Genomic DNA, 12817 nt, shown 5'->3' on the forward strand with positions numbered 1-12817 from the left:
CGGTTCCGAAGGTCAACTGACTGCTACAGTCGCCTTTTCCTACTTGAACCTACACGGAGTACCCCGATGCTGCGCGCAACCGCCCTGGCCCTGGCCTGCCTCGTCGGCAGCTCGGCCATCGCCGCCGAGTCGCCCACCTACGGCAAACAGCTCGAAGGTTTCACCTACCCTCACCCGCTCAAGCACTTCGCTCTCACCTCCCAGGGCCAAGCCCTGCAGATGGGCTACATGGATGTCCCTGCGCAGGGCAAGGCCAACGGCCGCAGCGTGGTGCTGATGCATGGCAAGAACTTCTGCGCCGCCACCTGGGAAACCACCATCAATGCCCTGAGCAAGGCCGGCTACCGGGTCATCGCCCCGGACCAGATCGGCTTCTGCACCTCGAGCAAGCCGGAGCACTACCAGTACAGCTTCCAGCAACTGGCCGACAACACCCATGCACTGCTTCAACAGCTTGGCATCGACAAGGTCAACGTGCTGGGCCACTCCACCGGTGGCATGCTCGCCACCCGCTATGCGCTGATGTACCCACAGCAGGTGGAGCGACTGGCCATGGTCAATCCGATCGGCCTGGAAGACTGGAAAGCCCTGGGCGTGCCGTATCGCAGTGTCGATCAATGGTATCAGCGTGAACTCAAGCTCGATGCCGAAGGCGTGCGCAACTACGAGCGCAACACCTACTACGCCGGGCGCTGGAAACCGGAATACGAGCGATGGGTACAGATGCTGGTGGGCTTGAACAAAGGGCCAGGGCACGAGGCAGTGGCATGGAACTCGGCGCTGATCTACGACATGATCTTCACCCAGCCTGTGGTCTACGAGTTCAAGGACTTGAAGATGCCGACGCTGTTGCTGATCGGCGACAAGGATACTACCGCCATCGGCAGCGACATCGCCCCGCCAGAGGTCAAGGCCCGCCTGGGCAAATACGCAGAGCTCGGACCGCAGGTGGCCAAGCTGATTCCCCAGGGGCAACTGGTCACCTTCGCGGGCATGGGACATGCCCCACAGATCGAGGAACCTGAAGCGTTCCACAAAGCCTTGATCAACTGGTTGCAGCAGTAGCTCTCGCCTTGCGGCAAGCTGGGAGCGGCCTGCTACGGCCACAAGGCCGCTCCTGAACAGACGGCGCGGGCAAAGCTGTCACGCCCGCCAGACCTGCTCTTCGCTCCACCCCAGTTCGGCAAAATCATCCGCACGCAGGGGCGCTTCCTCCTCGCAGAAGAATTCGTCCAGCTGCGGCGGGCGCACCGAGGTGTCGCTGAGCATCGCATGCACCTGCCCGCGGTGATGGATCTGGTGTTCGAACAGGTGCGCGAGCAGGCGCAGGCGCTGCTCGCGCTGGACCCGGTCAGGCCGCACGATACTCACATAGCGCCGCAACTGGTCGTCACGCAACAGTCGACAATACGCGATCAGGCGCTGGTCGGCCTGGGCCTGCTGGGTGTGCAGGTCGGTGCAAGTAGCAAACGGCTGTTCAGGCTCGAAGAAGCGCTCGCCATCCGCCTCGGGGGCTTCACCGCGCTGCTCGCACTCCAGGGCATTGAGGTAGAACCAGTCCACCGTCAGCAGGTGATTGAGCGTGGCCTTGATCGAGGGAAAGAAGCTGCAACGGGGGGCGACGAACTCGTCGTGGTTCAGTTGCAGGCATGCCTTGTACAGGCGATGGTTGGCCCAGCCATTGTTGTAGGCCTGGGTCAGCAGATGGTGCGACAGCAGCTCCATGGTCGGCTCCTTCAGGCGAAGCGTTGCAGTTGCATCTCCCGCAGCCGGCTCAGGGTCCGCCTGAACGGGAACGCCAGATACCCTTGAGTGTAGAGCGCTTCGAGCGCAACCTCAGCTTCTAGGTGCAAGGCGACCCGACGGTCGTAGCATTCGTCGACCAACGCGATGAAGCGCCGCACACTGTCATCGCGGGGCGACAGCGCCGGTAACTGGCGATCACCGGCCACTACACGCCGGGCGCCGTCCTCGGTTCCGCGGGCGATGCGCCCGGCACGTTGCACCCCGCCCAGTGCTGGCAGCCCCTCTAGCAGGATGGCCGTATAGCGGTCACACAGGGCCATGAACTCAGTCGCCGCCAGCGGTTGCTCGCACAGGTCGGCGAAGCAGCACCAGATCACCTGCTCGCTGCGGCGAATCACCTGGATCTGCCGCGAACCGACCTGCAACGGTTGGTCGGTGCCGGGGTCATCCGCGCTCAGTTGCCGGAATACCTCGACCATTGCGCCGGGCTTGCCCGCCTCGGCAATCCAGTAGCGCTGGCGTTGTTCGCCGGGGTGCAGGCGGTGGTCCTGTTCACCGGCCACGGAAACGATCTGCATGTGCCGCTGGATCGCGGTGATGGCCGGCAAGAAGCGCTCCCGATTGAATCCGTCGAGATACAACTGGTCGGGCGGCTGGTTGGACGTAGCGACGATGACCACGCCCTGGTCGAACAGCACCTGAAACAGGCGCCCCAGGATGATCGCGTCGCCAATATCGCTGACAAACAGCTCATCGAAGCACAGTACGCGGATATCCCTGGCCAGCTCTTGGGCCAACGCGTGCAGTGGGTCGGCAGTGCCACTCAGCAAAAACAGGCGCTGGTGCACCCAGGCCATGAAGTGATGAAAATGCTGTCGCCGGGAAGGAACCGCAAGGCACTGCTGGAATTGATCCATCAACCAGGTCTTGCCACGTCCGACCGGGCCCCACAGGTAGACGCCCTGGCCGCTACGCCCCTGCTCCAGCACCTCGAAGCAATGCTGCAGGGCGGCAACAGCCTCAGCCTGTGCAGGATCGGCGGCAAAGCCTTGCTGCAGGATGGCTTGCTGATAAAGGGCGTAGGGCGTCATGGCGATGGGTCGTGGGCAAATCGCCATGGTAATGGGGGTTTCCCGGATCCGCCATCAACTCCCGCTCAGGCCCACCTTCAGCAGCGCCCCATCCTTGGCGTCGGTCAGCACGTAAAGGTAACCGTCCGGCCCCACCCGCACATCACGAATACGCGCCTTGAGTTCCCCCAACAGGCGCTCTTCATGGACGATCTTGTCACCGTCGAGCTGCAGACGAATCAGCTCCTGGGTGGCCAACGCACCGATGAACAGGTTGTGATCCCACGCCTTGAAGGTCGGACTGTCGTAGAAGGCCATGCCACTGATACCTGGGGACTTCTCCCACACATGGTGCGGATCTTCCATACCCTGGACATGCTTGCCCTTGGCCTCGGGGATCGGCATCAGCGAGTAGTTGATGCCATGGGTCGCGATCGGCCAACCGTAGTTCTTTCCTGCCTGGGGAATGTTGATCTCATCGCCGCCGCGTGGGCCATGCTCGTGGGTCCAGAGCTTGCCTGTCCAAGGGTTGAGCGCCGCGCCCTGCTGGTTGCGGTGGCCGTACGACCAGATTTCCGGACGCACATTTTTCTGGCCGACGAAGGGGTTGTCCTTGGGCACCTCGCCATCAGGCAGGATGCGGACCAGCTTGCCCTGCAACTTGTCCAGATCCTGGGCGGTGGGGCGCTGGTTGTTCTCGCCCAAGGCAATGAACAGATACCCCTCGCGGTCGAACACCAGTCGCGAACCAAAGTGGTTACCGTCAGACAGCTTGGGTTGCTGGCGGAAGATCACGGTGAAGTTTTCCAGGCGCGCGCGGTCCTGCGACAGCTGGCCACGTCCGACCGCCGTGCCTGCCTTGCCGTCCGCGCCCTCCTCGGCATACGACAGGTAGACCGTGCGATCCTGGGTGAACTCCGGCGAAAGCACCACATCCAGCAGACCGCCCTGCCCTTGCGCCCAGACCTTGGGCACCCCTGACAGCGGCGGCCCGACCTTGCCTTCGGCCCCGACGATGCGCAGGTTGCCTGAGCGCTCGGTGACGAGCATATCCTTGCCCCCCGGCAGGAATGCCAAAGCCCACGGGTTGACCAGACCATCAGCAACGGTACTGACGGTCAACTGCCCTTTTTCGCTCGGAAACTGCCTGTCGCCGGCAGCCTGCGCCAATAGCGGAAACAGCGCGGCTGCAGCCAGGGTGGTCATCCAGATACGTGACGTCATGCGGGGATCCTTCCAATCAAGAGGCTCAGGGCGCACGTTGTGAATCGCGCGGTGGCCGAGTGGGTTCCAGGTTCGGGGTCTGTTGCTGACGGCGCAGGTTGTCACCGTTGCCGATGCCGCGGTTGTCCAGCGCAGGTGGCCGCACAATCGGTTGGGTCGAGGGACCGCGTACCGGCGGCGTCGCAGGCACACCGCCTTGGCGGCTATTGGGGTTGGCGCGCTGAATCGGACTGTTGTAGGGATTATTGCGGTCGCTGGCGGCAAGCAAGGGCATCTGCACGGGGGCCGCGTGCGCGGGAAGGCACAGCAGCAGGCTGATGGCGAGGAAAGGCAGTGTAGGTTTCATCCTTCATCTCCGGTACAAAAAGTCGCGCCCGAGCGTTGGATAGCCTAAGGCGCTTCAGGTTCGCGACAAAAGCATGAAAACCAATGGAGTTGATTCGTGATGTTTCCTTCAGGCCGGAAGCGCTCGGAGCGACAGCGAGGGTTTCACCGATGGAATGTATTTGCCACACTCAAGGGCCCTCTACAGCCAAGGCCCCCTGACATGACCGCCTGCTTGCGTAACTCAGCCCGACTGTGCCTGGCCCTGCTGCTGGCCCTCGCTCTCAATGCCTGCGCACTGCTGCAAAACCGCGATCCGCTGAACATCAATGTCATCGGTATCGAACCCCTGCCCGGGCAGGACCTGGAGTTGCGCATGGCAGTGAAGATACGCGTGCAGAACCCCAACGAGACGCCGGTGGACTTCAACGGTATTGCACTGAATCTGGAAGTGAACGATCAACCGTTGGCGGCAGGTGTCAGCGACCAGCGCGGGCATATCGGCCGTTATGACGAGGCGGTGATCGTGGTCCCGGTGAGCATCACCGCGTTTTCGTTCTTGCGCCAGGCGTATGGCCTGAGCCAAACCCAATCGCTACAGGGATTGCCCTATGTGCTGCGTGGGAAGCTGGCCGGCGGACCGCTGGGTACGGTGCGCTTCACCGATAAAGGCAAGCTCGATCTGCCGCAGCCTGGGGGTGCAGGCTGGTGAGGATCAGCGGTTGGCGCTGGCTGCCGCCATTATCTTGTTGACTTCGCTGCGAACCATGTCGGCGAACTCCGGAGGCGACATACCCTCCAGCTCGGCACGGACCCATTCGGCCCACTTGCCCTTGCGTCGGGGTTTCTCGGCGATCATTCGGGCTGCTTCACCCTTGGCCTTGCCGAGGTTGCTTTGCCAAAGCTGAAACAGTCGGGCTTTTTCCGCCTCGATCTGCGCGCGTTCGGCGAAATCTCTGTTGGCCAGATTGAAACTCATGGTCTTTCCTGCCGCTTGAAAATGAGCGCTATCTTACACCTAGCGGCGAGGCGCTGGTATGCCGGTGCAACTTTCGACGCACGCCGTTATCCACTGTACAAGTCAATCCATCTACGAGGACGTGTTCATGGCCAGGAAATCCACCGCAACAGTCGACAGCGATCAGATCAAGGACCAGGTTTTCAGTGAGCTGCAGGCCTTGATCGAGGAGTCCGAAAAGCTTCTCGACGACAGCGCCTCACTGGTGGGCGAAGAAGCCGACACCTTGCGCGCCCAGCTTGGCCTGAAGCTGCGTCAGGCACGCCAGGCCACCAGTCGTCTGGGGCAGAAGGCACAGCCGGTGGTAGATGCCACGCAGGAGTACATTGGTGGTCATCCGTGGCAGACCGTCGCGATTTCCGCAGGTTTCGGGCTGGTGGTCGGCTTGCTGCTCGGCCGCCGTCAGTAAGCTGACGCGCCCCCGCGGGCCCGCTCGCCCTCAGGCGGGCTGGGCCATCGGGATGCCGCTGTGAAAGCGCATCTCCATATCTGGCGAGCTGATCAGCTCGGCTTCCACTTCCCTCACCTTCTCCACCACCCGCGCGATATCAGCTTCTTCACCATAGTGGTGCGCCAGTTTCAGGTAGCCCTGGTAATGACGTGCCTCACTCTTGAGCAGGCCGTGGTAGAAGGTGCCAAGCTCCTCATCCAGGTGTGGCACCAGCGCTGCGAAACGCTCACAGCTGCGCGCCTCGATAAAAGCGCCGACGACCAGGGTATCGACCAGCTTGACCGGCTCGTGAGCACGCACGACACGGCGCAAGCCCGAGGCATATCGTCCTGCCGAAACAGGCCGCAGGGGGACGCCACGACGCTTCATCAGACGCAGAACCTGTTCATGGTGCACCAGCTCCTCACGAGCCAGGCGCGACATCATGTTGATCAAGTCCAGATGGGTGTTGTACTTGGCGATCAGGCTGAGCGCGGTGCTGGCGGCCTTGAACTCACAGTTCTTGTGGTCGATCAGCAGGGTTTCCTGGTCGGCGAGCGCCGCTTCGATCCAGGCGTCAGGCGTAGGGCAGCCAAGGAAGGCGTCGATTTCAGGGGTCAGGGACATAAGCTCACAGCTGGGTAGCATCGCAGGAGCGCGGATTATACCGAGGGCGATGCCGATCGCCAGCGACTATGCTTGATACACATCAAACGGCGCGACACAGACCGCCGACTATAGTCAGGCATTGGCCTTCATATCTCAACGGAGTCATGCCCATGCAAGCCGTTCGCAGCATCCTCGTCGTACTCGACCCCGAGCACGCCCACAGCCGGGCCTTGACCCGGGCCAAGCTGATCGCCGGGGTGACCGGCGCACGCCTGCATCTGCTGATGTGCGACAAGAAGCAGGACCATAGCGCCCTGCTCAGCCTGCTCAGTAGCCAGCTGCATGATGATGGCTACGACAATGTCACCCATGAGCAGGCCTGGCATGACACGCTGCATGAGTCGATTATCAGTGTGCAGCAAGCCGAAGGGTGCGAACTGGTGATCAAGGAGCATCGTCCGGACAATCCGCTGCGCAAGGCGCTGCTCACACCCAGCGACTGGAAACTGTTGCGCCAATGCCCCTGCGCCGTGCTGATGGTCAAAAGCGAACGGCCCTGGACCAGCGGCAAGATCCTCGCAGCGGTGGATGTGGGGAATCAGGACGGGGATCATCGGCGGCTACATGCCAGCATCATCGACCATGGCTATGCGATCGCCAGCCTGGCCAAAGGCGAGCTGCATGTGATCAGTGCTCATCCCTCGCCGATGCTGTCGGCGTCCGACCCGGTGTATCAGCTCAGCGAAACCATCGAAAAGCGTTACCGCGAAGCGTGCTCGGCATTCCAGGCGGAGTTCGATATCAGCGAAGATCGCCTGCATGTCGCCGAGGGGCCTGCCGATGTACTGATTCCCTATACCGAGAAACAGATCGATGCGGTGGTCACCATCGTCGGTACCGTGGCGCGCACGGGAATATCTGGCGCCTTGATCGGCAACACCGCCGAGGTGGTGCTTGATTCACTCGAGGGGGATGTACTGGTGCTCAAGAGCGAGGAGGCCACGACGCACCTGGCCGAGTTGGCGCGCGGTTGATTGCGATACAGATCGGCTTTTCAGTCGCTATTTTGGACGGCCAGAAAGACAAAACCCCTACCTGCTCGCGCAGATAGGGGTTTTGCGAAATGAATCTTGACGATGACCTACTCTCACATGGGGAAACCCCACACTACCATCGGCGATGCATCGTTTCACTGCTGAGTTCGGGATGGGATCAGGTGGTTCCAATGCTCTATGGTCGTCAAGAAATTCGGTTGCCAGTGCGTCTTTGCAGACACGCCAGCCAATTCGGATATGTGATCTTTGTGGGTCGCTTCGAACTTTCGGTTCGTTTCGTCTTCACCACCGCAATCTGCAAGGCAGATTGCTTGGGTGTTATATGGTCAAGCCTCACGGGCAATTAGTATTGGTTAGCTCAACGCCTCACAGCGCTTACACACCCAACCTATCAACGTCGTAGTCTTCGACGGCCCTTCAGGGGATTCAAGATCCCAGTGAGATCTCATCTTGAGGCAAGTTTCCCGCTTAGATGCTTTCAGCGGTTATCTCTTCCGAACATAGCTACCCGGCAATGCCACTGGCGTGACAACCGGAACACCAGAGGTTCGTCCACTCCGGTCCTCTCGTACTAGGAGCAGCCCCTCTCAAATCTCAAACGTCCACGGCAGATAGGGACCGAACTGTCTCACGACGTTCTAAACCCAGCTCGCGTACCACTTTAAATGGCGAACAGCCATACCCTTGGGACCGGCTTCAGCCCCAGGATGTGATGAGCCGACATCGAGGTGCCAAACACCGCCGTCGATATGAACTCTTGGGCGGTATCAGCCTGTTATCCCCGGAGTACCTTTTATCCGTTGAGCGATGGCCCTTCCATACAGAACCACCGGATCACTAAGACCTACTTTCGTACCTGCTCGACGTGTGTGTCTCGCAGTCAAGCGCGCTTTTGCCTTTATACTCTACGACCGATTTCCGACCGGTCTGAGCGCACCTTCGTACTCCTCCGTTACTCTTTGGGAGGAGACCGCCCCAGTCAAACTACCCACCATACACTGTCCTCGATCCGGATCACGGACCTGAGTTAGAACCTCAAGGTTGCCAGGGTGGTATTTCAAGGATGGCTCCATGAGAACTGGCGTCCCCACTTCAAAGCCTCCCACCTATCCTACACAAGCAAGCTCAAAGTCCAGTGCAAAGCTATAGTAAAGGTTCACGGGGTCTTTCCGTCTAGCCGCGGATACACTGCATCTTCACAGCGATTTCAATTTCACTGAGTCTCGGGTGGAGACAGCGCCGCCATCGTTACGCCATTCGTGCAGGTCGGAACTTACCCGACAAGGAATTTCGCTACCTTAGGACCGTTATAGTTACGGCCGCCGTTTACCGGGGCTTCGATCAAGAGCTTCGCTTGCGCTAACCCCATCAATTAACCTTCCGGCACCGGGCAGGCGTCACACCCTATACGTCCACTTTCGTGTTTGCAGAGTGCTGTGTTTTTAATAAACAGTCGCAGCGGCCTGGTATCTTCGACCGGCATGGGCTTACGGAGCAAGTCCTTCACCCTCGCCGGCGCACCTTCTCCCGAAGTTACGGTGCCATTTTGCCTAGTTCCTTCACCCGAGTTCTCTCAAGCGCCTTGGTATTCTCTACCTAACCACCTGTGTCGGTTTGGGGTACGGTTCCCAGTTATCTGAAGCTTAGGAGCTTTTCTTGGAAGCATGGTATCAACCACTTCGCACTCTAAAGAGCGCTCGTCATCAGCTCTCGGCCTTGAAATCCCGGATTTGCCTAAGATTTCAGCCTACCACCTTAAACCTGGACAACCAACGCCAGGCTGGCCTAACCTTCTCCGTCCCTCCATCGCAATAACTGGAAGTACAGGAATATTAACCTGTTTTCCATCGACTACGCTTTTCAGCCTCGCCTTAGGGACCGACTAACCCTGCGTCGATTAACGTTGCGCAGGAAACCTTGGTCTTTCGGCGTGCGAGTTTTTCACTCGCATTGTCGTTACTCATGTCAGCATTCGCACTTCTGATACCTCCAGCAAGCTTCTCAACTCACCTTCACAGGCTTACAGAACGCTCCTCTACCGCATCACCAAAGGTGATACCCGTAGCTTCGGTGCATGGTTTGAGCCCCGTTACATCTTCCGCGCAGGCCGACTCGACTAGTGAGCTATTACGCTTTCTTTAAAGGGTGGCTGCTTCTAAGCCAACCTCCTAGCTGTCTAAGCCTTCCCACATCGTTTCCCACTTAACCATGACTTTGGGACCTTAGCTGACGGTCTGGGTTGTTTCCCTTTTCACGACGGACGTTAGCACCCGCCGTGTGTCTCCCATGCTCGGCACTTGCTGGTATTCGGAGTTTGCATCGGTTTGGTAAGTCGGGATGACCCCCTAGCCGAAACAGTGCTCTACCCCCAGCAGTGATACATGAGGCGCTACCTAAATAGCTTTCGAGGAGAACCAGCTATCTCCGAGCTTGATTAGCCTTTCACTCCGATCCACAGGTCATCCGCTAACTTTTCAACGGTAGTCGGTTCGGTCCTCCAGTCAGTGTTACCTAACCTTCAACCTGCCCATGGATAGATCGCCCGGTTTCGGGTCTATACCCAGCGACTAAAGCGCCCTATTAAGACTCGCTTTCGCTACGCCTCCCCTATTCGGTTAAGCTCGCCACTGAATATAAGTCGCTGACCCATTATACAAAAGGTACGCAGTCACCTAACAAAGTAGGCTCCCACTGCTTGTACGCATACGGTTTCAGGTTCTATTTCACTCCCCTCTCCGGGGTTCTTTTCGCCTTTCCCTCACGGTACTGGTTCACTATCGGTCAGTCAGTAGTATTTAGCCTTGGAGGATGGTCCCCCCATGTTCAGACAAAGTTTCTCGTGCTCCGTCCTACTCGATTTCATTGAAAAGAGACTTTCGTGTACGGGGCTATCACCCACTATGGCCGCACTTTCCAGAGCGTTCCACTAATCTCAAATCAACTTAAGGGCTGGTCCCCGTTCGCTCGCCACTACTAAGGGAATCTCGGTTGATTTCTTTTCCTCAGGGTACTTAGATGTTTCAGTTCCCCTGGTTCGCCTCTTGCACCTATGGATTCAGTACAAGATACTCAGCTTGTGCTGAGTGGGTTCCCCCATTCAGAGATCTCTGGATCACAGTCTGTTTGCCGACTCCCCAAAGCTTATCGCAGGCTACCACGTCTTTCATCGCCTCTGACTGCCAAGGCATCCACCGTATGCGCTTCTTCACTTGACCATATAACCCCAAGCAATCTGGTTATACTGTGAAGACGACATTCGCCGAAAATTCGTGAGAACTCACAAATTTTACCTTAGCCTGAATTACCAGCAGTGAAACTGGCATTCAGTCTATTTCTATCACATATCCGAATTTTTAAAGAACGATCTGACAAAAGCCAGAAATCAACATTCATCAACGAATGTTCATTTCTAGGTTCTGATCAAGGTACAGCGTAAGTGGTGGAGCCAAGCGGGATCGAACCGCTGACCTCCTGCGTGCAAGGCAGGCGCTCTCCCAGCTGAGCTATGGCCCCGCATATTGGTAGGTCTGGGCAGATTTGAACTGCCGACCTCACCCTTATCAGGGGTGCGCTCTAACCAACTGAGCTACAGACCTATATAGGGTCTTGATCGTCTTCACAATGAATCAAGCAATTCGTGTGGGAGCTCATCAGCAGGCTGATGTCTTCGATTAAGGAGGTGATCCAGCCGCAGGTTCCCCTACGGCTACCTTGTTACGACTTCACCCCAGTCATGAATCACACCGTGGTAACCGTCCTCCCGAAGGTTAGACTAGCTACTTCTGGTGCAACCCACTCCCATGGTGTGACGGGCGGTGTGTACAAGGCCCGGGAACGTATTCACCGCGACATTCTGATTCGCGATTACTAGCGATTCCGACTTCACGCAGTCGAGTTGCAGACTGCGATCCGGACTACGATCGGTTTTGTGAGATTAGCTCCACCTCGCGGCTTGGCAACCCTCTGTACCGACCATTGTAGCACGTGTGTAGCCCAGGCCGTAAGGGCCATGATGACTTGACGTCATCCCCACCTTCCTCCGGTTTGTCACCGGCAGTCTCCTTAGAGTGCCCACCATAACGTGCTGGTAACTAAGGACAAGGGTTGCGCTCGTTACGGGACTTAACCCAACATCTCACGACACGAGCTGACGACAGCCATGCAGCACCTGTGTCAGAGTTCCCGAAGGCACCAATCCATCTCTGGAAAGTTCTCTGCATGTCAAGGCCTGGTAAGGTTCTTCGCGTTGCTTCGAATTAAACCACATGCTCCACCGCTTGTGCGGGCCCCCGTCAATTCATTTGAGTTTTAACCTTGCGGCCGTACTCCCCAGGCGGTCAACTTAATGCGTTAGCTGCGCCACTAAAATCTCAAGGATTCCAACGGCTAGTTGACATCGTTTACGGCGTGGACTACCAGGGTATCTAATCCTGTTTGCTCCCCACGCTTTCGCACCTCAGTGTCAGTATCAGTCCAGGTGGTCGCCTTCGCCACTGGTGTTCCTTCCTATATCTACGCATTTCACCGCTACACAGGAAATTCCACCACCCTCTACCATACTCTAGCTCGCCAGTTTTGGATGCAGTTCCCAGGTTGAGCCCGGGGCTTTCACATCCAACTTAACGAACCACCTACGCGCGCTTTACGCCCAGTAATTCCGATTAACGCTTGCACCCTCTGTATTACCGCGGCTGCTGGCACAGAGTTAGCCGGTGCTTATTCTGTCGGTAACGTCAAAACAGCAAGGTATTAGCTTACTGCCCTTCCTCCCAACTTAAAGTGCTTTACAATCCGAAGACCTTCTTCACACACGCGGCATGGCTGGATCAGGCTTTCGCCCATTGTCCAATATTCCCCACTGCTGCCTCCCGTAGGAGTCTGGACCGTGTCTCAGTTCCAGTGTGACTGATCATCCTCTCAGACCAGTTACGGATCGTCGCCTTGGTGAGCCATTACCTCACCAACTAGCTAATCCGACCTAGGCTCATCTGATAGCGCAAGGCCCGAAGGTCCCCTGCTTTCTCCCGTAGGACGTATGCGGTATTAGCGTTCCTTTCGAAACGTTGTCCCCCACTATCAGGAAGATTCCTAGGCATTACTCACCCGTCCGCCGCTGAATCAAGGAGCAAGCTCCCGTCATCCGCTCGACTTGCATGTGTTAGGCCTGCCGCCAGCGTTCAATCTGAGCCATGATCAAACTCTTCAGTTCAATACTGCTTGGGTTTTTAAGAAACCCTAAACTTGGCTCAGCAATCTCAAATGACTATGTGATTTCTCGCATGGCCACTTGTGATGCTGATAATCTTGGCGACTATCAGTCCGTACTCACAAGCACCCACAC

10 protein-coding genes, 2 tRNA genes and 3 rRNA genes are annotated in these 12817 nt (G+C 57.9%); 4 read left to right on the forward strand and 11 right to left on the reverse strand.

Features of this window, described 5'->3' with window-relative positions; translation table 11 throughout:
• Positions 1-66 precede the first annotated feature (66 nt).
• Entirely contained in the window at positions 67-1065 is a 999-nt protein-coding gene (locus ACTYOL_RS18310; RefSeq protein ID WP_444756881.1) for an alpha/beta fold hydrolase, read from the forward strand.
• 78 nt (positions 1066-1143) lie between these two features.
• Here the strand turns inward: ACTYOL_RS18310 and ACTYOL_RS18315 are convergent, their stop codons facing one another.
• The 4 genes from ACTYOL_RS18315 to ACTYOL_RS18330 are packed head-to-tail and all read right to left on the reverse strand — an operon-like array spanning position 1144 to position 4386.
• Positions 1144-1725, reverse strand: coding sequence for a DinB family protein (locus ACTYOL_RS18315; protein ID WP_151926149.1), 582 nt, complete (start codon positions 1723-1725; stop codon positions 1144-1146).
• Between the two features lie 11 nt (positions 1726-1736).
• Positions 1737-2837 carry a cell division protein ZapE gene (zapE, locus tag ACTYOL_RS18320; RefSeq protein WP_232233638.1) on the reverse strand — a complete coding sequence of 367 codons (1101 nt, stop codon included), beginning with the start codon at positions 2835-2837 and terminating at the stop codon, positions 1737-1739.
• A 54-nt stretch (positions 2838-2891) separates the two neighbouring features.
• Positions 2892-4040, reverse strand: coding sequence for a PQQ-dependent sugar dehydrogenase (locus ACTYOL_RS18325; RefSeq protein WP_197893336.1), 1149 nt, complete (start codon positions 4038-4040; stop codon positions 2892-2894).
• Between the two features lie 25 nt (positions 4041-4065).
• Positions 4066-4386 (reverse strand): hypothetical protein, encoded by a 321-nt coding sequence (locus ACTYOL_RS18330; RefSeq protein WP_197893337.1) that lies wholly within the window; start codon positions 4384-4386, stop codon positions 4066-4068.
• Positions 4387-4587: 201 nt separating this feature from the next.
• Between ACTYOL_RS18330 and ACTYOL_RS18335 the strand changes: the two genes are divergently transcribed.
• Positions 4588-5076, forward strand: coding sequence for an LEA type 2 family protein (locus tag ACTYOL_RS18335; protein WP_054895324.1), 489 nt, complete (start codon positions 4588-4590; stop codon positions 5074-5076).
• Between the two features lie 3 nt (positions 5077-5079).
• On the opposite strand, the gene ACTYOL_RS18340 is transcribed toward ACTYOL_RS18335, so the two are convergent.
• Entirely contained in the window at positions 5080-5343 is a 264-nt protein-coding gene (locus ACTYOL_RS18340; protein ID WP_444756882.1) for a hypothetical protein, read from the reverse strand.
• 127 nt (positions 5344-5470) lie between these two features.
• On the opposite strand from ACTYOL_RS18340, the gene ACTYOL_RS18345 reads away from it, so the two are divergent.
• Positions 5471-5791 (forward strand): DUF883 family protein, encoded by a 321-nt coding sequence (locus tag ACTYOL_RS18345; protein WP_054895322.1) that lies wholly within the window; start codon positions 5471-5473, stop codon positions 5789-5791.
• 30 nt (positions 5792-5821) lie between these two features.
• Here the strand turns inward: ACTYOL_RS18345 and ACTYOL_RS18350 are convergent, their stop codons facing one another.
• Positions 5822-6439, reverse strand: coding sequence for a tRNA-(ms[2]io[6]A)-hydroxylase (locus ACTYOL_RS18350; protein WP_444756883.1), 618 nt, complete (start codon positions 6437-6439; stop codon positions 5822-5824).
• A 152-nt stretch (positions 6440-6591) separates the two neighbouring features.
• On the opposite strand from ACTYOL_RS18350, the gene ACTYOL_RS18355 reads away from it, so the two are divergent.
• A complete protein-coding gene (locus ACTYOL_RS18355) occupies positions 6592-7455 on the forward strand; it encodes a universal stress protein (protein WP_416767658.1) in 864 nt (287 codons plus the stop codon).
• Positions 7456-7549: 94 nt separating this feature from the next.
• Here ACTYOL_RS18355 and rrf read toward each other — a convergent pair.
• From rrf to ACTYOL_RS18380, 5 genes are all read right to left on the reverse strand, one after another.
• Positions 7550-7665: ribosomal RNA gene (rrf, locus tag ACTYOL_RS18360) — 5S ribosomal RNA — on the reverse strand.
• A 133-nt stretch (positions 7666-7798) separates the two neighbouring features.
• A 23S ribosomal RNA gene (locus ACTYOL_RS18365) occupies positions 7799-10691 on the reverse strand.
• Between the two features lie 222 nt (positions 10692-10913).
• A tRNA-Ala gene (locus ACTYOL_RS18370) sits at positions 10914-10989 on the reverse strand.
• A gap of 6 nt (positions 10990-10995) precedes the next feature.
• Positions 10996-11072: transfer RNA gene (locus tag ACTYOL_RS18375), tRNA-Ile, on the reverse strand.
• A gap of 76 nt (positions 11073-11148) precedes the next feature.
• Positions 11149-12685 (reverse strand): 16S ribosomal RNA (locus ACTYOL_RS18380).
• The 16S, 23S and 5S rRNA genes sit together here with 2 tRNA genes alongside, the layout of an rRNA operon.
• Positions 12686-12817 lie beyond the last annotated feature (132 nt).

It is taken from the genome of Pseudomonas sp. A014, from assembly GCF_052378495.1.
Taxonomy (GTDB): Bacteria; Pseudomonadota; Gammaproteobacteria; order Pseudomonadales; family Pseudomonadaceae; genus Aquipseudomonas; species Aquipseudomonas machongensis.

Coding starts and splice junctions, on each gene's coding strand:
- ACTYOL_RS18310 (WP_444756881.1), top strand. CDS start 67: ATGCTGCGCGCAACCGCCCTGGCCCTGGCCTGCCTCGTCGGCAGCTCG.
- ACTYOL_RS18315 (WP_151926149.1), bottom strand. CDS start 1,725: ATGGAGCTGCTGTCGCACCATCTGCTGACCCAGGCCTACAACAATGGC.
- zapE (WP_232233638.1), bottom strand. CDS start 2,837: ATGACGCCCTACGCCCTTTATCAGCAAGCCATCCTGCAGCAAGGCTTT.
- ACTYOL_RS18325 (WP_197893336.1), bottom strand. CDS start 4,040: ATGACGTCACGTATCTGGATGACCACCCTGGCTGCAGCCGCGCTGTTT.
- ACTYOL_RS18330 (WP_197893337.1), bottom strand. CDS start 4,386: ATGAAACCTACACTGCCTTTCCTCGCCATCAGCCTGCTGCTGTGCCTT.
- ACTYOL_RS18335 (WP_054895324.1), top strand. CDS start 4,588: ATGACCGCCTGCTTGCGTAACTCAGCCCGACTGTGCCTGGCCCTGCTG.
- ACTYOL_RS18340 (WP_444756882.1), bottom strand. CDS start 5,343: ATGAGTTTCAATCTGGCCAACAGAGATTTCGCCGAACGCGCGCAGATC.
- ACTYOL_RS18345 (WP_054895322.1), top strand. CDS start 5,471: ATGGCCAGGAAATCCACCGCAACAGTCGACAGCGATCAGATCAAGGAC.
- ACTYOL_RS18350 (WP_444756883.1), bottom strand. CDS start 6,439: ATGTCCCTGACCCCTGAAATCGACGCCTTCCTTGGCTGCCCTACGCCT.
- ACTYOL_RS18355 (WP_416767658.1), top strand. CDS start 6,592: ATGCAAGCCGTTCGCAGCATCCTCGTCGTACTCGACCCCGAGCACGCC.